This is a genomic window from Streptomyces sp. NPDC046261 (assembly GCF_040646235.1).
GTDB lineage: Bacteria > Actinomycetota > Actinomycetes > Streptomycetales > Streptomycetaceae > Streptomyces.
The window spans coordinates 41,788-64,268 of record NZ_JBEYZU010000028.1 but is presented as its reverse complement, the minus strand read 5'-3'; the positions used below and the strand labels follow the sequence as shown (position 1 = coordinate 64,268).

Below are 22,481 nucleotides of genomic sequence, written 5' to 3'. Positions count from 1 at the left end.
TTTCAGCGCCGATGGTACTGCAGGGGGGACCCTGTGGGAGAGTAGGACGCCGCCGAACAATTATTCAAGAAAGCCCTGGTGGGGACCGAAAGGTCTCTGCCAGGGCTTTCTTGCATTTCCGGCACGGAACCTGCCGTAACGCGGAACCCACCGTAAACCGGCCCGTCGTCTGGTCTCCTGGGAACGTGGTCTCCCGGGGACGCCCATCCGCGCCCCCGGGAGACCAGACCGGCTCTTATCTGCCGCTCACTCTTTACTCGGTCCCGTAGCCGGCCGCACGGGCCAGCTCGATGTCGAGCGATTCACGCCGGATGCGCTGGTCCATATAGAGGAGCGCGGTGACACCGGCCGTAATCGGCAGGGTAAGAGCAGAGCTGATGGTCGCGCTGATACCGCTGGTGATCAAAGAGGGCCAGTCCGTCGGGACGGCATCCGGCGAACCACCGCTCATGATCAATTCAATGACGTTGGCGGGGATCTCGACGATTGCGCTCACCATGAAAACCAGGAGCGTGGCCAGGAGCTGTATTCCGAAGATTCTCCACCACGAGCCGCGTACGAGTTTCCCGGAGCGCCGCATGGCCGCGATCACGCCCTGCTTCTCCAGTATCAGAGCCGGCGCCGCGAGCGAGTAGCGAATCCACACCCATGCCGCAGCCACCATGCCGGCCAGCGCGCCCAGAGCCGCCAGCGCGGCTCCACCGGTCTCGTTTCCGGCCCCGACGAGCAGGAGCCCCGGCGCCAGGCCCACGGCGAACGAGCCGGTGATCAGCAGGGTGACGAGGCAGAACAGCCCCGTCATGGCGAGCAGGCGGGGGCGGGCGGCCGCCCACGTCTCGCGCGCCGGGGCCGGGCGGCCCAGGACGGCGCGGCTGACCACCACGGTGAGCATGGCGGCCGCGATGATGGAGCCGACGAGCCCGACCAGCGAGGCGACGGCCAGGCCGCTCAGGGCCTGTTTGAGGGCGTCCACGAGCTCCTGCAGGCTTGCCGTCTCCTGATCGGGGAGTTCGCTCAGATCCACCAGGTCCCGGAACCAGAGGCCCGTGACCACCGTTCGTACCGCCTGGGTCACCACGGCCACCGCCAGCGACACCCCGAGGGCGGTCCGCCAGTACTTGCGTGCCGTGGTGAAGGCGCCGTCCAGGATTTCGCCCACGCCCAGCGGCCGGAGCGGAATCACGCCGGGCTGGGGTGCCGGGGGGACCGATGGGCGCCAGGGGGTGTTGCCCCAGCCGCCGCCCGCCTGACCCCGGCCGGCGCCTCCTGAGCCCCAGCCGCCACCCTTGCCGGCATCGCTGTTTCCGCTGCCGTGGCCCTTGCTGCTGTCGGCGCGCGCCCGGTCCCGGCCGGTCGGGGTCCGGCCCGGAGAGTCGTTCATTTTGTGCTGCTCCTTCTGATGCCCGTTTCTTCGCCGTGCGGCGGGCGCCCGGGCCCGGTTGCCAGTGCGGTCATCGTGTCACGCGCCTCCCGGGCACCCCGTGGGCTCGTGACGCCACGGCGGAGTGGCGCGCCACGTAAGGGGGAGCGGGGCAGAGGAGCCCTTCAATAGTTGGTGTATGCGGGGCAGACTGGACTAATGGCTGATCAGCACTCGGCACCCCAGTCCTTGACCGGAACTTCCCCTGTCCCCGCCCTGCGCTGGGAGGAACTGCCCGAAGGCCCAGTGATCATCCTGCTGGATCAGCGGCGGCTTCCCACGGACGAGATCGAGCTGGTCTGCACCGATGTACCCGCGCTCGTCGAGGCGGTCCGCACGCTCGCCGTCCGTGGCGCTCCGCTGCTCGGGGTCGCCGGGGCCTACGGGGTCGCGCTCGCGGCCGCACGCGGCTTCGACGTGGACGGGGCGGCCGAGCTGCTCGCCCACGCCCGTCCGACGGCCGTGAACCTGGCCTACGGGGTCCGGCGGGCCCTGGATGCCTATCAGGGGGCCCTGAAGGGGGGCTCAGAGCCCGAACGTGCCGCCGCGGTCGCCCTGGCCGAGGCCCGGGCCCTGCACGCCGAGGACGCCGAGGCCAGCGCCTGCATGGCGGCGCACGGCCTGGCCCTGCTGCAGGAGCTGCTGCCGGGCGGCGGCTTCCGCGTCCTGACCCACTGCAATACCGGTGCGCTGGTCTCCGGCGGCGAGGGCACGGCGCTGGCCGTGGTGGGCGCGGCGCACCGCATCGGGGAGCTGCGGCGGCTGTGGGTCGACGAGACGCGTCCGCTGCTGCAAGGGGCCCGGCTGACCGCCTACGAGGCGGCGCGTGCGGGAATGCCGTACACCCTGCTCACGGACAATGCGGCCGGCTCGTTGTTCTCGGCGGGCGAGGTGGACGCGGTGCTGATAGGCGCGGACCGGATAGCGGCCGACGGCTCGGTGGCCAACAAGGTGGGCAGCTATCCGCTGGCCGTACTGGCGCGCTATCACCACGTGCCGTTCATCGTCGTAGCCCCAACGACGACCGTGGACCTCGGGACCGGCGAAGGCGGGGCCATCGAGGTGGAACAGCGGCCCGGTCACGAGGTGACGGAACTGCCCGGTGCGGAGGCCGGAGTGCCCGTCGCACCCCTGGGGACTCAGGCGTACAACCCTGCGTTCGATGTCACACCGCCCGAGTTGGTGACCGCGATTGTCACGGAAAACGGCGTTGTTTCCCCCGTGACGGAGGCGGGTTTGGCGGAGCTGTGTGCCAGGTCACGATCGGGTAATGGGATGATGTCGATATGAAGGGACGCGTCCTTGTCGTCGACGACGACACAGCACTGGCCGAGATGCTCGGAATTGTGCTTCGTGGTGAAGGTTTCGAGCCGTCGTTTGTAGCGGACGGCGACAAGGCACTGGCTGCTTTTCGAGAGGTCAAACCTGATCTTGTATTGCTCGATCTGATGCTGCCCGGCCGTGACGGCATTGAGGTGTGCAGACTGATCCGGGCCGAGTCCGGCGTGCCGATCGTGATGCTGACGGCGAAGAGCGACACGGTGGATGTGGTGGTCGGGCTGGAGTCCGGCGCCGACGACTACATCGTCAAGCCGTTCAAGCCCAAGGAGCTGGTGGCCCGCATCCGGGCCCGGCTGCGCAGGTCGGAGGAGCCCGCGCCGGAGCAGCTGGCCATCGGCGATCTCGTGATCGACGTGGCGGGGCACTCGGTCAAGCGCGACGGTCAGTCGATCGCGCTGACGCCGCTGGAGTTCGACCTGCTGGTGGCGCTCGCCCGTAAGCCGTGGCAGGTGTTCACCCGCGAGGTGCTGCTGGAGCAGGTCTGGGGCTACCGCCACGCCGCCGATACGCGGCTGGTGAACGTGCACGTGCAGCGGCTGCGCTCGAAGGTCGAGAAGGACCCCGAGCGGCCGGAGATCGTGGTGACCGTCCGTGGCGTGGGCTACAAGGCCGGGCCGAGCTGACATGACCGGCAACGGTGCCGCTCCGGAGCGGGGCCCGGAGCGGCCCGTCGACACGGCGGCGGGCGGCATATCGTTCTTCCGTCGCCTGTGGCGTGCCGGGAAGATGCTGTCCGACGGCGCGGGCGCGGCGCCCGTCCATCCGCTGCTGCGCCTGTACGTGCGCTGGGTGCGCCGTCCGCTGCTGCCCGCGATGCGGCTGTGGCGGCGCAACATCCAGCTGCGGGTGGTCGCGACCACGCTGGTGATGTCGCTCGGTGTGGTGCTGCTGCTCGGTGTCGTCGTCATCGGGCAGGTGCGCAACGGTCTGCTGGACGCCAAGCGGCACGCTTCGCAGAGCCAGGCCGAGGGTGGGTTCAAGGCGGCGCGTGATGCCGCCGACCCCGGTGCCGAGGGGCGCGGCCAGGACGGTTCGCAGTCCGGTGGCCGGGGGAAACCCGATTCCGGGGCGTGGCTGACGGCGCTCGTGCAGCAGCTCGCCAGTGGTGGGCAGGGCGTCTACCACGTGGTGGCGCTCAGTGCGGGCGGCCCGCGCGCCTCGGGGGACATCGATCCCGAGCACAGCGTGCCGACCGACCTGCGCAAGCAGCTGGACCGCCGCCCGGGCACGTTCGAGAAGCCCGGCACGATCAAGCGCGGTGCCTCCGACGAGGGGGAGCCGGCGCTGATCGTCGGCAAGCAGCTCTACGACGTCAACGGGAAGCCGTATCAGCTCTACTACCTCTTCCCGTTCACCCAGGAGGAGAAGTCGCTCAGCCTGGTCAAGGGCACGCTGGCGACCGCCGGGGTGTTCGTGGTGGTGCTGCTGGGCGCCATCGCGTGGCTGGTGGTACGGCAGATCGTCACGCCGGTGCGGATGGCGGCGAGCATCTCCGAGCGGCTCGCGGCGGGTGTGCTGCAGGAGCGGATGAAGGTCACCGGCGAGGACGACATCGCACGTCTGGGTGAAGCCTTCAACAAGATGGCGCAGAACCTACAGGTCAAGATCCAGCAGCTGGAGGAGCTGTCGCGGATGCAGCGGCGGTTCGTCTCCGACGTCTCGCACGAGCTGCGGACGCCACTGACGACCGTACGGATGGCGGCGGACGTCATTCACGAGGCGCGCGACACCTTCGATCCGGTCACCGCGCGCTCGGCCGAGCTGCTGTTCGGGCAGCTCGACCGCTTCGAGTCGCTGCTGGCCGATCTGCTGGAGATCAGTCGTTTCGACGCGGGTGCGGCGGCGCTGGAGGCCGAGCCGATAGACCTGCGCGACGTGGTGAACCGGGTGCTGGAGGGCGCGCTGCCGCTGGCGGACCGCAAGGGCAGCCGGCTGCTGGTGCGCGGCACCGAGCAGCCGGTGATCGCCGAGGCGGACGCCCGGCGCGTGGAGCGCATCCTGCGCAACCTGGTGGTCAACGCCGTCGAGCACGGCGAGGGCCGGGATGTGATCGTGCGGCTGGCCACGGCCGGCGGTGCGGTGGCGGTCGCGGTGCGCGACTACGGCGTGGGCCTCAAGCCCGGCGAGGCGACGCGGGTGTTCAACCGGTTCTGGCGCGCCGATCCGGCCCGGGCCCGGACGACCGGTGGCACCGGTCTGGGCCTGTCGATCGCCGTGGAGGACGCGCGTCTGCACGGTGGCTGGCTGCAGGCGTGGGGCGAGCCGGGCGGCGGCTCGCAGTTCCGGCTGACGCTGCCGCGCACGGCGGGTGATCCGCTGCGTGGTTCGCCGATCCCGCTCGAGCCCGAGGACTCCCGGCGCAACCGCGGGCTGAACGAGGCCGGCACGCCGCCGGCGCCGCCGGGCCGGGGATCGCCCGTACCGTTGCAGAACAAGAACGTACGGCCTACGGCCGACCCGACGGCGCTGCCGGGCAACGGCGCGCGCGTGGTGACGCGGCCGGGCGGGCCGCTGGGCGGCGACAAGAGTGGTGAGAAGGCGCCCGGCGACCGGACGAACGGCACGGACAAGGGCACGGCCGGCGGCGCGGCGGACGGCGAGGCGCCTCGCGGCGACAGCGGGACCGGAGGCGACCGTGACGGTCAGGGTTAAGGGCGGTCGCGGCGGGCGTCCGGTGGCGGGCCTCCTCGCGCTGGCGGCGGGCGGGAGCCTGCTGGCGGGCTGCGCGTCCATGCCGGACAGCGGTTCGGTCAATTCCGTGGACTCCTCACAGCGCGCGGACGCCGACGCGCAGGTGCGGGTGTACGGGGTGCCGCCGCGCAAGAACGAGCAGCCGCTGGAGCTCGTGGCGGGCTTCCTGGAGGCGACGACGAGCGACGACCCGGACTACGACACGGCCCGGATGTACCTGGCGAAGGCCGTGAAGCGGCAGTGGGACCCGTCGGCGTCGACCATCGTGCTGGACCGGACGCCGCAGGTGCGTGTGGAGCGCGTCGGCGGTGACCGTGAGCAGGCGTACACCGTCACGCTCACCGGCAAGCAGATCGCGGTGGTGGACGCCAAACACGCGTACAAGCCGGACGAGCGGGACTACAAGGCGCAGCTGCATCTGGCGCGCGAGAACGGCGAGTGGCGCATCGACGCGCTCGACCCGGGCCTGGTGCTGGGCGCGTCCGAGTTCCAGCGCATCTACCGCTCGGTCAATAAGTACTATTTTGCCGAGCTGGGGTCCGGTGGTGGCGGTGACCGGGCACGGGACGTGCTCGTCGCCGATCCCGTCTATCTGCGCAAGCGGATAGACCCCGTGACGTCGACGGTGAAGGCCCTGCTGGACGGGCCGACGACCTGGCTCGACCCGGTCGCGGGTACCGCCTTCCCGACGGGGACGCGGGTGGAGGACCACCGGCTGTCGCTCGACGACTCCAACGCCCTGAAGGTGCGGCTGAACGAGCGGGCGGCGGGCGCCAACCAGGAGCAGTGCCTGCGGATGGCCGCTCAGTTGCTCTACACGGTGCAGGAGTCGGCCAAGGTCACCGATGTGACGCTGCAGCGCAAGGACGGCTCCCGGCTGTGTGCGCTCGGCAAGGAACAGGCGAAGTACTACGCGCCCGACCAGACGTCGGGGCGCCCGGACCGGCAGTACTTCGTGGACGGGCAGCGGCGGATCGTGAGCCTGGCCGACGGTGACGAGCAGCCGCGCCGGGTGGCGGGGCCCCTCGGTGCGGACGGGCCGGTGCAGTGGCGGTCGGTGGCGGTGGACCGCTCCGAGCGCCGGGCGGCGGCGGTGTCCGCCAACGGGCAGTCGTTGTACGTCACCTCGCTCCAGTCGGGCGCGGCGCTGGGCGATGCCCGGTTGAACGTGCAGGGCGGTACGCCCGCGAAGGCGGGGCTGACGGCGCCGAGCTGGGACGGGCTGGGTGATCTGTGGGTCGCCGACCAGGACCAGGAGCGGCCGCGGCTGCTGCGGCTGGCCGGCGGTACGGGTACGCCGGAGGAAGTCCGGGTGCCCGGGCTCGACGGCGGGCGGATCACGGGCCTGCGGGTGTCGGCGGACGGGGTACGGATCGCGCTGCTGGTGACGAAGGGCGACCATACGGTCCTCAAGCTTGGCAGGGTCGAGCGGCAGGGGAGCGCGGGGCGGCCGAGCCTGTCGGTGCAGGAGCTGCGCTCCGTCGCGCCCCGGCTTGAGGAAGTGAACGCCGTTTCGTGGGCGGGCGCGAGCCGACTGCTGGTGGCGGGCAGCGAGCAGGGCGGACTGCAGCAGTTGCAGTACATCGAGACGGACGGTTCCCAGACCAACGGTTCGGGGCTGCCGGGCATCACCAGTGTGCGCGGTGTGGCCGCTCCTGAGACCCCCGGCAAGGCGCAGACGCTGGTCGCCGAGGGCGAGGGCGGGATCGTGCGGCTGCAGCCGGACACGAACTGGAAGCTCGTGGGCAAGGAAGGCTCGGCGCCGGTCTACCCGGGGTAGGGGCCGGTCACCGGGCGTACGCGCGTACACGGCTCCACGGAGGTGTCCGGCCCGCGCGGAGCCGCTGGTCATGGGGCCGTGCGGGAGTTATCCACAGGGGTGGCGGGCTCGCGGCGGCGGCGGGACAGTGGGTGCATGGGCGGGTGGTGGCAGGAGATCGCCGGTTTGGTGCTGCCGGCGGATTGCGCGGGGTGCGGCAGGCCCCGGGTTGTGCTGTGCGGTGAGTGCCGCGACGCGCTGTGCGGACGGGCGGCGCGACGAGTGTGGCCGGACCCGGTGCCGGCGGGGTTGCCGCCCGTGCACGCCGCCGCGCGGTACGGCGACGCGGTGCGGTCGGTGCTGCTCGCGCACAAGGAGCGGGGTGGACTGCCGCTGGCGGAACCGCTGGGCGCCGCGCTGGCGGGCGCGGTGCGGGTGGCCGGTTGCTCAGGTGCGGGGTGGGGCGTACGGGCCCGCAGAGGCCCATTGCTGCTCGTCCCGGTGCCTTCCGCGCGGCGCGCGGTGGCCGGGCGGGGCCACGATCCGGGACGGCGGATCGGCCTGGCGGCGGCCCGGGCGCTGCGGTCGGCCGGGGTGCCCGCGCGGGTGGCGGCGGTGCTGCGGCTGTGCCGGGCCGTCGCAGACCAGTCGGGGCTCGACGCCGGGCAGCGCAGGGTGAATGTGTCGGGGGCGATGGGGGTAGTCGGGGGCGTGGACCGCCTCTGGAGGGAAGGAGGGCCGGTCGTGCTGGTCGACGATCTGATGACGACCGGAGCCTCGCTGGCGGAGGCCGCGCGTGCGGTCTCGGGGGCCGGCGGGCGGATCGTGGGAGCCGCCGTGGTCGCCGCTGCTCCACGAGCTTTCGAATCCAACCGGAACTGACGGAGAACGCCCTTCGTTCCTGATGGAAACGGCGGGAAAACACCTGAATGGAGGTACGTTGAGGTAGGGGGTACCGACGGGCTTCCGAGCGAGATATGTTCGGTTGTGAGGAATGGCAAGGGCTATGCCTCATATCTCCGATTGGCGCGCTTCGTATGCCTTCGATGAAGCTTGTGACAAGTACGTGTGACAAGCGGGAAGCGCCAGGAAGCGATGGGGTGCAGATCTTGTCGACGGGGGAGGAGGAGGTGAAAACCGCCTAGTCGGTGGCTCCGGGTATCCCCGGGGCCTGATGCAAGAGGGATGCGCTCCGCAACCTTCGGCGGGGCGATCCGGGAACGGAGTTCTGCGTGGACATCGTCGTCAAGGGCCGCAAGACAGAGGTCCCCGAGCGGTTTCGCAAGCACGTGGCCGAGAAGCTGAAGCTGGACAAGATCCAGAAGCTTGACGGCAAGGTGATCAGCCTCGACGTGGAGGTGTCCAAGGAGCCCAACCCCAGGCAGTCTGACCGCTCCGACCGCGTGGAGATCACCGTGCGTTCCCGTGGACCGGTGATCAGGGCGGAGGCCGCAGCGACGGATCCCTACGCCGCGCTCGATCTGGCCGCGGGCAAGCTCGAGGCGCGGATGCGCAAGCAGCACGACAAGCGTCTCGCCCGCCGGGGCAACGGACGCATCCCGGCGAGTGGCGTCGGGGCGCTGGTCAACGGTGCGGCGGAACTCAACGACAGGGGCGAACTCACCGCGGAGCAGGAGACGGGCGAGGTGCCCGTCACCCATATGGGACCGCTGGAGATCCGGGGCGAAGGCCCCCTGGTGGTCCGCGAGAAGACGCACTCCGCGGCCCCCATGGCGCTCGACCAGGCACTCTACGAAATGGAGTTGGTCGGCCACGACTTCTATCTGTTCGTCGACTCCGAGACGAAGATGCCCAGTGTCGTCTACCGGCGGCACGCCTACGACTACGGCGTCATCCGTCTCAACAGCGACCCCTTCTACACCGGTGAGCCCGGTGGTGCGGGCGGTGAGCTCGGCGGCTGATCCGCGGTGCCCCGGCCGCCGTGTGCGGCCGGGGCGCGCGTGAGCCGCCGGCCCGCCCCGGTGCCCTCGGAGCGTTGACGCGCTCCCGGGGCACCGATCCATGCGGCCATGGAAGAGCGGTCCGGCATGAAATCATGGTCGAGGCCAACCGCCGGTCCGCCGGAACGGGTTGGCGCGGCGCAGACAGTGCAACCGCAAGGGGCCATGGCCTTCTGGGGGAGGAACGATGGCGGACAGGTTCGGGCCCGTGAGCGTGCCCGGCGAGGACGACGACGAGAGCGCCCGCGCGGACCGGGGCGCCACGCGGGAGGAACCCATCCGGGTCCTGGTCGTGGACGACCACGCCCTCTTCCGCCGGGGGCTGGAGATCGTGCTGGCGCACGAGGAGGACATCCAGGTCGTGGGCGAGGCCGGGGACGGCGCGGAGGCGGTCGACAAGGCGGCCGACCTGCTGCCGGACATCGTGCTGATGGACGTGCGGATGCCCAAGCGCGGTGGCATCGAGGCCTGTACCTCCATCAAGGAGGTGGCGCCCAGCGCGAAAATCATCATGCTGACGATCAGTGACGAGGAAGCCGACCTCTACGATGCCATCAAGGCCGGGGCCACCGGCTATCTCCTGAAGGAGATCTCCACCGACGAGGTGGCGACCGCGATCCGGGCGGTGGCGGACGGCCAGTCCCAGATCAGCCCGTCGATGGCGTCCAAGCTGCTCACCGAGTTCAAGTCGATGATCCAGCGCACCGACGAGCGCCGGCTGGTGCCGGCGCCCCGGCTCACCGACCGCGAGCTGGAGGTGCTGAAGCTCGTCGCGACGGGCATGAACAACCGTGACATCGCCAAGGAGTTGTTCATCAGCGAGAACACGGTCAAGAACCACGTCCGCAACATCCTGGAGAAGCTGCAGCTGCACTCCAGGATGGAGGCGGTGGTCTACGCGATGAGGGAGAAGATCCTCGAGATCCGGTGATCCGCCGAGCGGATCAACCGAGGGCGGACCTCAGCGCGGCGGCCAGCTTCGCGTCGTCACAGCGCTCGATGCGCACGGCGTCGCACCCCACCCACGCGGCCGCCTCCCACAGCGCCCGGGCCATGGGTTCCACGGCCTTGGGCCCCGCCATCGACACCTGCCGTGCCACCAGCGTGCGGCCCTCGCGCGCCGGGTCCACCCGCCCCGCCAGCCGGCCGCCCGTCAGCAGCGGCATGGCGAAGTAGCCGTGCACCCGCTTCGCCTTGGGGACGTAGGCCTCCAGCCGGTGCGTGAAGCCGAACAGCCGCTCGGTGCGCGGCCGGTCCCAGATCAGCGAGTCGAACGGTGACAGCAGCGTCGTGCGATGCCGCCCCCGGGGCTCGTCGGCCAGCGCCGCCGGGTCCGCCCAGGCCGGCTTGGGCCAGCCCTCCACCTCCACCGGCACCAGGCCTGTCCCGCCTATGACGGCGTCGACCTGATCGCCCCTGAGCCGGTGATAGTCCGCCAGGTCGGCCCGGGTGGCCACCCCCATCGCGGCGCCGGCCTGCGCGACCAGGCGCCGCACGCACTCGGCGTCGTCGATGTCGTCGTGCAGGAGGGCGTCCGGGACCGCCCGCTCGGCCAGGTCGTACACCCGCTTCCAGCCGCGCCGACGGGTGCAGACCACCTCGCCGGTGTCCAGCAGCCACTCCACCGCGATCTTCGTCTCGGACCAGTCGTACCACTCGCCGCCGTTCTTGGCGCCGCCCAATTCCGTTGCCGTCAGGGGGCCCTCGGCCCTGAGCCGGTCCCGGACGTCCGCGCACGAGCGCTCGGAGTCCCGCATCACGTGCCAGCGGTGGCCGCGCGCCTTCATGGCCCGGCGCCGGAAGGCGAAGTGCGGCCACTCCTCGACCGGCAGTACGCACGCCGCGTGCGACCAGTACTCGAAGGCGTGGTCGCCGCTCCAGTACGCCGACTCGACCGCTGAGCGCCCGACGGCGCCCAGGCGCGCGTACGGCACCAGTTCGTGGGAGCGGGCCAGCACCGAGATCGTGTCCAGCTGCACCGCGCCCAGCCGGCGCAGCACCCCACGGGCGCCCGCCCGCCGGTCGGGGGCCCCGAGCAGGCCCTGGGCGCGCAGCGCCAGGCGCCGGGCCTCGTCGGCGGAGAGCCGGAGCCCGGCCCCGGCCGTACGTCCTGACATGGCCGTACGGCCCTTGGCGGTGGCGGCAGTTGTCATACGGGTCACCCTAGAGGCGGCCACTGACAGTCCCCGGGAAACGGTCAGCCGCGCCCGGGAAACGGCAGGTAGGGGGTCCGCGTCGGCATCCCCAGGTCCGAGGGGAGCAGGGAGCCGGTCCAGGCGTCGCGCCGGGTGCCGTTGTAGACGATCTTCGAGCGCATGGTGCCCTCCATCCGGAAGCCCGCCTTGAGGGCGACGCCGCGCGAGCCCTCGTTGCCGGCCTCGGCGTACCACTCCATCCGCTCCACGCCCAGGTCCTCGAAGGCCCAGCGGATCACCTCGCGCGCCGCCTCCGCGGTGTGGCCCCGGCCGCGCTGCTCCTTGGCCGTCCAGTAGCCGAGCTCCGCCTGCCGCTCGGGGGTGCGCAGCTGCGCGAGCCGCACCAGGCACATCGAGCCGGCCAGGTGGTCCCCGTCCCGGGTGAAGACGCCGAACGTGTACATGGAGTCGTCGGCCCAGCCGCGCGGGCAGGTCTCCTCGACGAAGACCCGGGCGTCCTCCGGCGTATAAGGCGAGGGCACACTGGTATAGCGCGGAATGTCCGGATCCTGGCAGGCGGCGTGCACGGCGGGGACGTCGGCGGAGGTGAAGGGGCGCAGCTCCAGCCGCTGGGTGGTCAGACGTATGGGCTCCATGGACGGAGTCTAGATTCGGCGGCGGAAACCGTGTCCGAATATCGGTGCCCGGCACTTTCCGGACGCGGCATTCGTTCTCACTGCGGGTGACACCCGGCCTCGGTGACGACGGACCTCCCGGCGCGGTGGGGTCCTCGCTTACGATGGCCGTTGCGGCGGGGACTGTCCCGTCGTGCCCGCGCACCCGACCGTGCCCAGGCCCGACCGGCAAGGAGCCAGCCTACGTGTCCGTCTTCGGCAAGATCATGCGTGCAGGAGAAGGCAAGATCCTGCGCAAACTGCACCGCATCGCGGACCAGGTCAATTCCATCGAAGAGGACTTCCTGAACCTCTCCGACGCCGAGCTGCGCGCGCTGACCGAGGAGTACAAGCAGCGGTACGCCGACGGCGAGAGCCTCGACGACCTGCTGCCCGAGGCGTTCGCGACCGTCCGTGAGGCGGCCAAGCGCGTGCTCGGCCAGCGTCACTACGACGTCCAGCTCATGGGTGGCGCCGCCCTGCACATGGGGTACGTCGCGGAGATGAAGACCGGTGAGGGCAAGACCCTCGTCGGCACCCTCCCGGCGTATCTGAACGCGCTGTCCGGCAAGGGCGTGCACCTGATCACGGTCAACGACTACCTCGCCGAGCGCGACTCCGAGTTGATGGGCCGGGTGCACAAGTTCCTCGGCCTGTCGGTCGGCTGCATCCTCGCCAACATGACCCCGGCGCAGCGCCGCGAGCAGTACGGCTGCGACATCACGTACGGCACGAACAACGAGTTCGGCTTCGACTACCTGCGCGACAACATGGCCTGGTCGCAGGACGAGCTCGTCCAGCGCGGCCACAACTTCGCGGTCGTCGACGAGGTCGACTCCATCCTGGTCGACGAGGCCCGTACGCCGCTGATCATCTCCGGCCCGGCCGACCAGGCCACCAAGTGGTACGGCGACTTCGCCAAGCTGGTCACGCGGCTCACCAAGGGCGAGCCCGCCAACCCGCAGCGGGGCATCGAGGAGACCGGCGACTACGAGGTCGACGAGAAGAAGCGCACCGTCGCCATCCACGAGGCCGGTGTGGCCAAGGTCGAGGACTGGCTGGGCATCGACAATCTGTACGAGTCGGTCAACACCCCCCTCGTCGGATATCTGAACAACGCCATCAAGGCGAAGGAACTGTTCAAGAAGGACAAGGACTACGTCGTCATGGACGGCGAAGTCATGATCGTCGACGAGCACACCGGCCGTATCCTCGCCGGCCGCCGCTACAACGAGGGCATGCACCAGGCGATCGAGGCGAAGGAAGGGGTGGACATCAAGGACGAGAACCAGACCCTCGCCACGATCACCCTGCAGAACTTCTTCCGCCTCTACAGCAAGCTGTCCGGTATGACCGGTACGGCCATGACCGAGGCCGCCGAGTTCCACCAGATCTACAAGCTCGGCGTCGTGCCGATCCCGACGAACCGGCCGATGCAGCGCCAGGACCAGTCGGACCTGATCTACCGCACCGAGGTCGCGAAGTTCGCCGCCGTGGTCGAGGACATCGCCGAGAAGCACGAGAAGGGCCAGCCGATCCTGGTCGGCACCACCTCGGTCGAGAAGTCCGAGTACCTCTCGCAGCAGCTGGCCAAGCGCGGCATCCCGCACGAGGTGCTCAACGCCAAGCACCACGAGCGCGAGGCCCAGATCGTCGCCCAGGCCGGCCGCAAGGGCGCCGTCACGGTCGCCACCAACATGGCCGGCCGTGGTACCGACATCAAGCTCGGTGGCAACCCCGACGACCTCGCCGAGGCGGAGCTGCGCCAGCGCGGCCTGGACCCGGAGGAGCACATCGACGAGTGGGCGGCCGCGCTGCCGGGCGCCCTGGAGAAGGCCGAGGCCGCGGTCAAGGCCGAGTTCGAGGAGGTCAAGTCGCTCGGCGGCCTGTACGTCCTGGGCACCGAGCGCCACGAGTCGCGGCGTATCGACAACCAGCTGCGCGGTCGTTCCGGCCGTCAGGGCGACCCGGGCGAGTCCCGCTTCTACCTGTCGCTGGGCGACGACCTGATGCGTCTGTTCAAGGCCCAGATGGTCGAGCGCGTGATGGCCATGGCCAACGTGCCCGACGACGTGCCGATCGAGAACAAGATGGTCACCCGCGCCATCGCCTCCGCCCAGTCGCAGGTCGAGCAGCAGAACTTCGAGACGCGTAAGAACGTCCTGAAGTACGACGAGGTCCTCAACCGCCAGCGCGAGGTCATCTACGCCGAGCGCCGCCGCGTCCTGGAGGGCGAGGATCTGCAGGAGCAGATCAAGCACTTCATGGACGACACCATCGACGACTACATCCGCCAGGAGACCGTCGAGGGCTTCGCGGAGGAGTGGGACCTGGAGCGGCTGTGGAGCGCGTTCAAGCAGCTCTACCCGGTGAAGGTCACCATCGAGGAGCTGGAGGACGCGGCCGGCGACCGTGCGGGCATCACCGCCGAGTTCATCGCCGAGTCCATCAAGGACGACATCCACGAGCAGTACGCGGCCCGCGAGGAGCAGCTCGGCTCCGAGATCATGCGTGAGCTGGAGCGCCGCGTCGTGCTGTCCGTCCTGGACCGCAAGTGGCGTGAGCACCTCTACGAGATGGACTACCTCCAGGAGGGCATCGGCCTGCGGGCCATGGCCCAGAAGGACCCGCTGGTCGAGTACCAGCGCGAGGGCTTCGACATGTTCACCGCCATGATGGAGGGCATCAAGGAGGAGTCCGTCGGCTACCTGTTCAACCTGGAGGTCCAGGTCGACCAGCAGCTCGAGGAGGTCCCGGTCGAGGAGGGCGCGCAGGTCCCGTCCCTGCAGAAGGCCGGCGCCGAGAACGCCGTGCCCGCCGCCCGGCCCGAGATCCGCGCCAAGGGCCTCGACGTCCCGCAGCGGCCCGACCGGCTGCACTTCTCCGCCCCCACGGTGGACGGCGAGGGCGGCGTGGTCGAGGGCGACTTCACCAACGACGACACCGGTGAGTTCCGCTCCGAGGCGGACGGCATGACCCGCGCCGAGCGCCGCAAGGCGCAGAAGAACGGTGGCGGCCGCCGCCGCAAGAAGTAATCGCCGCAGTGGCTCCGGAAGGGGGCGGGACACCTCACGTGTCCCGCCCCCTTCCGCATGCGCCGGTCAGGTGCGGGCCCCGCCCAGCTCCACGGCCGCGCAGCGCCACCTGTGGTCCGGGCAGTGCTCCAGCCGGAAGGCCAGCGCCTGCAGCCGGTCGCCGGCGGCGATGCGGGCGAACGCCTCGATCACCCCGGGCCGGGGCTGGAACTCGTCGCAGTGGCGTACGAACGGGATGGCGCGCTGCGGCGGCGCGGGGCGCAGGGGCGCCCCCGGCGCCAGCCGGGCCAGCTGGTCGTAGGCCGGGGGAAGGGTGTGCCCGAGCATCCAGTGCACCGGACGCTGCCCGCTGAGGGTGAGCAGCAGCCGCTCGGCGAACCAGTAGCGCGGGTGCCGCCGCTCCCGCTCGCGGCGCCGGGCCGCGGGGTCGGCTCCCGGGCGCCGGGCGTCCGTACGCCGCGGCGGCCCCACGTGCCTGGTGCCTGCCGGTCCCCTGGTCCTGTACATGCGATCGCCCCCGCGACGCCGGGCCCGGGGCGGTGTGCCATACCGGGCGGTAGCTTCGGTCGGTGATCTTCTACCGGCGTCCTCGGGCGGGCGGCAAGGAGGAGCGGGCGGCCGCGGAAGGGCCGGCCGTGTTCACCTATCCGGGGGAGGCGGGCCGTGCCGGACGGGCGCGGCGCGCGGAGGAGGGGTCCGGCGGCCCCGTGCACCGGGGGCCACCGGCACTTCGAAGGGGTACTCGCGCCCGTATGCTGGCACCACCATCCGTAAGTCGTCAGGAATCAGGAAAGCGGCGGTCATGCGCGTCTACGTCCCTCTGACCCTCCATGGTCTCGCCGAGGCGCACAAGGCGGGCCAGCTGGGCCCGGCCCCGCTGGACGCCTACGCCGTCACCCCCGCCCTGCGCGAGTGGTACGTCTCCGACGACATCGAGGAGCTGGAGTACGCGGCGCTCAGCCGGGCCGCCCTGGGCTCGCTGCGGCAGCTGGCGGCCGAGCCGGGTGCGCCGCGCCGGCGCGTGGTCGTGGCCGTCGACGTGCCGGACGGCGCCGTGAGCGTCGAGGCGGAGCGCGGCCTGGACCAGTCGGAGTTCGGCGCGGTGCGCCTGAAGGAGCCGGTGCCGCTGAAGAAGGCCGCGGCCGTGCACATCGACGCCGACGACGCGGAGGAGGACGTGGCCGCCGCGGCCGCCGCGCTGGGCGCGGCGGACCAGGGCGACGACGACGCGCAGTTCACGGTGGACGGCGCCGAGGACCACGAGCTGATGTGGTTCGGCGTCCAGGAGATCCCGAACCTCGTCTGACGGCGTCGGCCGGGTCGCTCGCGCCGGTCCCCTTGGCCACGTCGGCCCCGTTGTCATAGCCTCCCGGTACCGTCGACGCATGGGGACGCACAGCAGCATGGGCAAGCACACGGCGCACATCGTCTGGGACTGGAACGGCACCCTCTTCCACGACATCGACGCGGTGATGTCGGCGACGAACGCCGCCTTCGCGGAGATCGGCCTGGAACCCATCACCCTGGCCCGGTACCGGGAGCTGTACTGCGTGCCGATCCCGCGCTTCTACGAGCGGCTGATGGGCCGCCTGCCCACCCAGGCCGAGTGGGACCACATGGACGTGGTCTTCCACCGCCACTACCAGGACCATCACATACGCTGCGGCCTCGCGGACGGCGCGGAGTCGCTGCTGGCCGGCTGGCAGAAGACCGGCGGCACCCAGTCGATCATGTCGATGTACGGGCACGAGGACCTGCTGCCGCTGGTCCGGGGCTTCGGCATCGAGCGCATGTTCATCCGGGTGGACGGGCGCACGGGGCCTTCCGGCGGCAGCAAGACCGAGCACATGGCCCGCCATCTGTCGGGGCTCGACGGCATCACCGCCGGCCGCACGGTCGTCATCGGCGACGCGGTGGACGACGCGGTGGCCGCGGCCCACGTGGGCGCCCACTCCGTGCTGTACACGGGGGGTTCCCACAGCCGGGAGAGCCTGGCGGAGGCGGGGGTGCCGGTCGTCGACACCCTGGCCGAGGCCGTCGCGGAGGCCGAGCGTCTCGTCGGCTGAGCCGTCGCTGTCCAGACCGTCAAAGTTCTGCCCCCTGATTTGTACAGAAGCAGCTCGTGACGTCATCGGGGGGAAGAGCGATAGCCTTACCAGGTGATCAGCGCGATATCCCGCAGGGGCGCCGATGCCTCTGTCCTGCGCCCGGGCCGCCACAGCGCCCGGGTCGCCGCTGGTCCCTGGAACCGGGCGCGGATGACGAAGTTCTCCCGGAATGGCCCGGCCACCCCTCATCCCGGCATACCGTCGATGACGACCGGAGACCCCGCGTCGCGACGGGTAGCCATCACCACCTATGTCACGCAACGGCGCGCGACAGGAGCCAGAGGACATGCAGACCAAGCTGGACGAAGCCAAGGCCGAATTGCTCGAGCGGGCGGCCCGCGTCGCTGAGAGCGGTCCGGCCGGGGGGCCACACCCGACCGGACCCAAGGGTGAGGGCGGGCTCGACCAGGCGACCCTGGCCGCCTACCTCCAGCGCTATTACCTGCACACCGCCCCCGAGGACCTCACCGGACGGGACCCGGTCGACATCTACGGCGCGGCGATCTCGCACTACCGGCTGGCCGAGAACCGGCCGCAGGGCACGGCCAACGTGCGCGTCCACACCCCGACCGTGGAGGAGAACGGCTGGACCTCCAGCCACTCCGTCGTCGAGGTCGTCACCGACGACATGCCCTTCCTGGTCGACTCCGTCACCAACGAGCTCTCCCGGCAGAGCCGCGGCATCCACCTGGTCATCCACCCGCAGGTGATCGTCCGCCGCGATGTGACCGGCCGCCTCCTCGAGGTCCTGGGCTCCGCCTGCGACGCGCACGGCGCCGGCAAGGACGCCGAGCTGCCCCACGACGCGCTCATCGAGTCCTGGATCCACGTCGAGATCGACCGCGAGACCGACCGCGACGACCTCAAGCAGATCGCCGCCGACCTGCTGCGCGTCCTCAACGACGTCCGCGAGACCGTCGAGGACTGGGGCAAGATGCGCGACGCCGCCCTGCGCATCGCCGACGGCCTCGCCGACGAGCCGACCGACGACATCCCCCGCACCGAGCTCGACGAGGCCCGCGAGCTGCTGCGCTGGCTTGCCGCCGACCACTTCACCTTCCTCGGCTACCGCGAGTACGACCTCACCAAGGCCACCACCGAGAACGGCGAGGAAGACGTCCTGTCGGCCGTTCCCGGCACCGGCCTGGGCATCCTGCGCTCCGACCCCTCCCACACCGCCGACGGGCACCACGACGGCCACCACGCGCCCCTGGCGCGCCCCTCCTCGCCGTCCTTCAGCCGGCTCCCCGCGGACGCCCGGGCCAAGGCCCGCGAGCACAAGCTGCTCGTCCTGACCAAGGCCAACAGCCGCGCCACCGTGCACCGCCCGTCCTACCTCGACTACGTCGGGGTCAAGAAGTTCGACGCCGAGGGCAACGTCGTCGGCGAGCGGCGCTTCCTGGGCCTGTTCTCCTCCGCCGCGTACACCGAATCCGTCCGCCGCGTCCCGGTCATCCGCCGCAAGGTCGCCAAGGTCCTGGACGACGCCGGCTTCAGCCCCGACAGCCACGACGGGCGCGACCTGCTCCAGATCCTGGAGACCTACCCGCGCGACGAGCTGTTCCAGACGGAAACCGACCAGCTCAGGGCCATCGCCACCAGCGTGCTCTACCTCCAGGAGCGCCGCCGGCTGCGGCTGTACCTGCGCCGCGACGAGTACGGGCGCTACTACTCCGCGCTGGTCTACCTGCCGCGCGACCGCTACACCACCGGCGTGCGGCTGCGCCTGATCGACATCCTCAAGGAGGAGCTCGGCGGCACCAGCGTCGACTTCACCGCCTGGAACACCGAGTCGGTCCTCTCCCGGCTGCACTTCGTCGTCCGCGTCGAGCCCGGTGCCACCCTGCCCGACCTCACCGACGCCGACGTCGAGCGCATCGAGGCCCGCCTGGTGGAGGCCGCCCGCTCCTGGGCGGACGGCTTCGCCGAGACCCTGACCGCCGAGATCGGCGAGGAGCGCTCCGCCGAGCTGCTGCGCCGCTACGGCCAGGCGTTCCCCGAGGGCTACAAGGCCGACCACACCCCGCGCAACGCCGTCTCCGACCTCGGTCACCTGGAGAAGCTGACCGCGGCCGGCGGCGACCACGACTTCGACCTCAGCCTCTACGAGCCGGTCGGCGCCGGCCCCGGCGAGCGACGCTTCAAGATCTACCGCACGGGTGAGCCGGTCTCCCTGTCCGCCGTGCTGCCGGTCCTGCACCGGCTCGGCGTCGAGGTCGTCGACGAGCGCCCGTACGAGCTGCGCTGCTCGGACCGGACGACCGCCTGGATCTACGACTTCGGGCTCCGGATGCCCGAGCGCATCGAGGGCGACGACGCCCGCACCCGCTTCCAGGAGGCCTTCGCGGCCGTCTGGACCGGCGAGGCGGAGAACGACAACTTCAACATGCTCGTGCTGAAGGCCGGCCTCGACTGGCGCCAGGCCATGGTGCTGCGCGCCTACGCCAAGTACTTGCGGCAGGCCGGTTCGCCGTTCAGCCAGGCGTACATGGAGGACACCCTCAGCAACAACGTCCACACCACCCGCCTCCTGGTCAACCTGTTCGAGGCCCGGATGTCGCCCGCGCTGCAGCGCGCCGGCAACGAGCTGATCGACGGGATGCTGGAGGAGCTGGACGGCGCCCTGGACCAGGTCGCCAGCCTGGACGAGGACCGCATCCTGCGGGCCTTCCTCACCGTCATCAAGGCCACGCTGCGCACAAACCACTTCCAGCGCGACGCGGCCGGCGACCCGCACCCGTACCTGTCGATCAAGCTGGACCCGCAGGCCATCCCGGACCTGCCGGCCCCGCGCCCGGCGTTCGAGATCTGGGTCTACTCCCCCCGCGTCGAGGGCGTGCACCTGCGCTTCGGCAAGGTCGCCCGCGGTGGTCTGCGCTGGTCCGACCGGCGTGAGGACTTCCGCACCGAGGTCCTGGGCCTGGTCAAGGCGCAGATGGTCAAGAACACCGTCATCGTGCCCGTCGGCGCCAAGGGCGGCTTCGTCGGCAAGCGGCTGCCGGACCCGTCCGTGGACCGCGACGCGTGGCTGGCCGAGGGCATCGCCTCGTACAAGACCTTCATCTCCGGCCTGCTCGACATCACCGACAACATGGTCGCCGGCGAGGTCGTGCCGCCCAAGGACGTCGTGCGCCACGACGAGGACGACACCTACCTCGTCGTCGCCGCCGACAAGGGCACCGCGACCTTCTCCGACATCGCCAACCAGGTCGCCGAGTCCTACGGCTTCTGGCTCGGCGACGCCTTCGCCTCCGGCGGCTCGGCCGGCTACGACCACAAGGGCATGGGCATCACCGCCCGGGGTGCCTGGGAGTCCGTCAAGCGCCACTTCCGGGAGCTGGGCCACAACACCCAGACCGAGGACTTCACGGTCGTCGGTGTCGGCGACATGTCCGGTGACGTGTTCGGCAACGGCATGCTGCTCTCCGAGCACATCCGCCTGGTGGCCGCCTTCGACCACCGGCACATCTTCCTCGACCCCACCCCGGACGCGGCCGTCTCCTACGCCGAGCGCCGCCGTCTGTTCGAGCTGCCCCGCTCCTCGTGGGCCGACTACGACACCTCCCTGCTGTCCGCGGGCGGTGGCGTCCACCCCCGTACCGCCAAGTCGATCCCGGTCAACGCGCACGTACGCCAGGCCCTCGGCATCGAGGCGGGCGTCACCAAGATGACCCCCGCCGAGCTGATGAAGGCCATCCTCAGCTCGCCGGTCGACCTGCTGTGGAACGGCGGCATCGGTACGTACGTCAAGGCGTCCACCGAGTCGCACGCCGACGTGGGCGACAAGGCCAACGACGCCATCCGCGTCGACGGCCAGGACCTGCGCGTCAAGGTCGTCGGCGAGGGCGGCAACCTGGGCCTGACCCAGCTCGGCCGCATCGAGTTCGCGCTGTCCGGCGGACCGGAGTCCACCGGCGGCAGGATCAACACCGACGCCATCGACAACAGCGCCGGCGTGGACACCTCCGACCACGAGGTGAACATCAAGATCCTGCTCAACGGCCTCGTCACCGAAGGCGACATGACCGTCAAGCAGCGCAACAAGCTGCTGGCGGAGATGACCGACGAGGTCGGCGAGCTGGTCCTGCGCAACAACTACGCGCAGAACGTCGCGCTGGCCAACGGTGTGGCCCAGGCCCCCAGCCTGCTCCACGCCCACCAGCGGATCATGCGCAGGCTCACCCGCGACGGCCACCTGGACCGCGCCCTGGAGTTCCTGCCCTCCGACCGGCAGATCCGCGAGCGGCTGTCCGCCGGCCGCGGGCTGACCCAGCCCGAGCTGGCCGTCCTCCTCGCCTACATCAAGATCACCACGGCGGAGGAGCTGCTCGCCACCGAGCTGCCCGACGACGTGTACCTGCAGCGGCTGCTGTACGCCTACTTCCCGCAGGCGCTGCGCCAGTCGTTCGGCGAGCAGATCGACAGCCACGCGCTGCGTCGCGAGATCATCACGACCGTCCTGGTCAACGACACGGTCAACTCCGGCGGCTCGACCTTCCTGCACCGTCTGCGGGAGGAGACCGGGGCGTCCCTGGAGGAGATCGTCCGGGCGCAGACCGCCGCCCGGGAGATCTTCAGCCTGAACGCCGTGTGGGACGCCGTCGAGGCGCTCGACAATGTCGTCACCGCCGACGTCCAGACCCAGATCCGGCTGCACTCGCGTCGTCTGGTCGAGCGCGGCACGCGCTGGCTGCTCAACAACCGGCCGCAGCCGCTGCAGCTGGCCGAGACGATCGACTTCTTCCGCGACGACGTCGACACGGTCTGGGGCGAGCTGCCCAAGCTGCTGCGCGGCGCCGACATGGAGTGGTGGCAGTCGATCCACGACGAGCTCACCGCCGCCGGGGTCCCCGACGACCTGGCGACGCGTGTCGCCGGCTTCTCGTCGGTCTTCCCGGCGCTGGACATCGTGGCCACCGCGGACCGCACCGGCAAGGCGCCGCTGGACGTGGCCGAGGTCTACTACGACCTGGGCGACCGGCTGCACATCTCGCAGCTGATGGACCGGATCATCGAGCTGCCGCGGTCCGACCGCTGGCAGTCCATGGCCCGTGCCTCCATCCGTGAGGACCTCTACTCCGCCCACGCGGCGCTCACCGCCGAGGTCCTGTCCGTCGGCAACGGCACCTCCACGCCGGAGCAGCGGTTCCTGGCGTGGGAGGAGAAGAACGCCGCGATCCTCACCCGGGCGCGCACGACGCTGGACGAGATCCGCGGTTCGGACGCGTTCGACCTGGCGAATCTGTCGGTGGCCATGAGGACGATGCGCACGCTGTTGCGTTCGCACGCCTGAGGCGCCGGCTCCGTATTCAAGTAAAAGGGGCGGCTCTGGGGAAAACCCCTGGAGCCGCCCCTTT

14 protein-coding genes and 1 pseudogene are annotated in these 22,481 nt (G+C 70.7%); 11 read left to right on the top strand and 4 right to left on the bottom strand.

The window, feature by feature from the left end:
- Positions 1 to 253: 253 nt before the first annotated feature.
- Positions 254 to 1,381 (bottom strand): glycerophosphoryl diester phosphodiesterase membrane domain-containing protein, encoded by a 1,128-nt coding sequence (locus ABZ956_RS29130; protein WP_361899991.1) that lies wholly within the window; start codon positions 1,379 to 1,381, stop codon positions 254 to 256.
- 198 nt (positions 1,382 to 1,579) lie between these two features.
- Between ABZ956_RS29130 and mtnA the strand changes: the two genes are divergently transcribed.
- The 7 genes and pseudogenes from mtnA to ABZ956_RS29095 all read left to right on the top strand — a co-directional run.
- Positions 1,580 to 2,710 (top strand): S-methyl-5-thioribose-1-phosphate isomerase, encoded by a 1,131-nt coding sequence (gene mtnA, locus ABZ956_RS29125; RefSeq protein WP_361899988.1) that lies wholly within the window; start codon positions 1,580 to 1,582, stop codon positions 2,708 to 2,710.
- Positions 2,707 to 3,384 carry a two-component system response regulator MtrA gene (gene mtrA, locus ABZ956_RS29120; RefSeq protein WP_055539974.1) on the top strand — a complete coding sequence of 226 codons (678 nt, stop codon included), beginning with the start codon at positions 2,707 to 2,709 and terminating at the stop codon, positions 3,382 to 3,384. The genes mtnA and mtrA overlap by 4 nt, the downstream gene beginning before the upstream one ends.
- 1 nt (position 3,385) lies before the next feature.
- On the top strand, positions 3,386 to 5,413 hold the full coding sequence (gene mtrB, locus ABZ956_RS29115; RefSeq protein WP_361899984.1) for an MtrAB system histidine kinase MtrB: 2,028 nt from the start codon (positions 3,386 to 3,388) through the stop codon (positions 5,411 to 5,413).
- Complete coding sequence (locus tag ABZ956_RS29110; RefSeq protein ID WP_361899981.1) at positions 5,397 to 7,232, top strand: LpqB family beta-propeller domain-containing protein; 1,836 nt, start codon at positions 5,397 to 5,399, stop codon at positions 7,230 to 7,232. Before mtrB ends, ABZ956_RS29110 begins: the two co-directional genes overlap by 17 nt.
- A gap of 135 nt (positions 7,233 to 7,367) precedes the next feature.
- Positions 7,368 to 8,093, top strand: a complete 726-nt coding sequence (locus ABZ956_RS29105) for a phosphoribosyltransferase family protein (RefSeq protein WP_361899978.1) — start codon at positions 7,368 to 7,370, stop codon at positions 8,091 to 8,093.
- 350 nt (positions 8,094 to 8,443) lie between these two features.
- Complete coding sequence (gene raiA / locus ABZ956_RS29100) at positions 8,444 to 9,133, top strand: ribosome-associated translation inhibitor RaiA (protein ID WP_361899975.1); 690 nt, start codon at positions 8,444 to 8,446, stop codon at positions 9,131 to 9,133.
- A 301-nt stretch (positions 9,134 to 9,434) separates the two neighbouring features.
- A pseudogene (locus ABZ956_RS29095) lies at positions 9,435 to 10,103 on the top strand (response regulator transcription factor); the annotation flags it as partial.
- Positions 10,104 to 10,116: 13 nt separating this feature from the next.
- Here ABZ956_RS29095 and ABZ956_RS29090 read toward each other — a convergent pair.
- Together ABZ956_RS29090 and ABZ956_RS29085 are read right to left on the bottom strand one after the other, a co-directional pair.
- Positions 10,117 to 11,289, bottom strand: a complete 1,173-nt coding sequence (locus tag ABZ956_RS29090) for a crosslink repair DNA glycosylase YcaQ family protein (RefSeq protein ID WP_361900002.1) — start codon at positions 11,287 to 11,289, stop codon at positions 10,117 to 10,119.
- Between the two features lie 80 nt (positions 11,290 to 11,369).
- Positions 11,370 to 11,963, bottom strand: a complete 594-nt coding sequence (locus tag ABZ956_RS29085; protein WP_361899972.1) for a GNAT family N-acetyltransferase — start codon at positions 11,961 to 11,963, stop codon at positions 11,370 to 11,372.
- 224 nt (positions 11,964 to 12,187) lie between these two features.
- Here ABZ956_RS29085 and secA point away from each other — a divergent pair, with 224 nt between their 5' ends.
- Positions 12,188 to 15,016 (top strand): preprotein translocase subunit SecA, encoded by a 2,829-nt coding sequence (gene secA / locus ABZ956_RS29080; protein WP_361899969.1) that lies wholly within the window; start codon positions 12,188 to 12,190, stop codon positions 15,014 to 15,016.
- 66 nt (positions 15,017 to 15,082) lie between these two features.
- Here the strand turns inward: secA and ABZ956_RS29075 are convergent, their stop codons facing one another.
- Entirely contained in the window at positions 15,083 to 15,523 is a 441-nt protein-coding gene (locus ABZ956_RS29075; protein ID WP_361899966.1) for an Rv3235 family protein, read from the bottom strand.
- Between the two features lie 295 nt (positions 15,524 to 15,818).
- On the opposite strand from ABZ956_RS29075, the gene ABZ956_RS29070 reads away from it, so the two are divergent.
- The 3 genes from ABZ956_RS29070 to ABZ956_RS29060 all read left to right on the top strand — a co-directional run bounded on the left by ABZ956_RS29070 (position 15,819) and on the right by ABZ956_RS29060 (position 22,417).
- Complete coding sequence (locus ABZ956_RS29070) at positions 15,819 to 16,322, top strand: hypothetical protein (RefSeq protein WP_361899963.1); 504 nt, start codon at positions 15,819 to 15,821, stop codon at positions 16,320 to 16,322.
- 97 nt (positions 16,323 to 16,419) lie between these two features.
- Positions 16,420 to 17,082 (top strand): HAD hydrolase-like protein, encoded by a 663-nt coding sequence (locus ABZ956_RS29065; RefSeq protein WP_361899999.1) that lies wholly within the window; start codon positions 16,420 to 16,422, stop codon positions 17,080 to 17,082.
- A gap of 328 nt (positions 17,083 to 17,410) precedes the next feature.
- Positions 17,411 to 22,417: an NAD-glutamate dehydrogenase gene (locus ABZ956_RS29060; protein ID WP_361899960.1), complete on the top strand. Its 5,007-nt coding sequence runs from the start codon at positions 17,411 to 17,413 to the stop codon at positions 22,415 to 22,417.
- Positions 22,418 to 22,481: the final 64 nt, after the last annotated feature.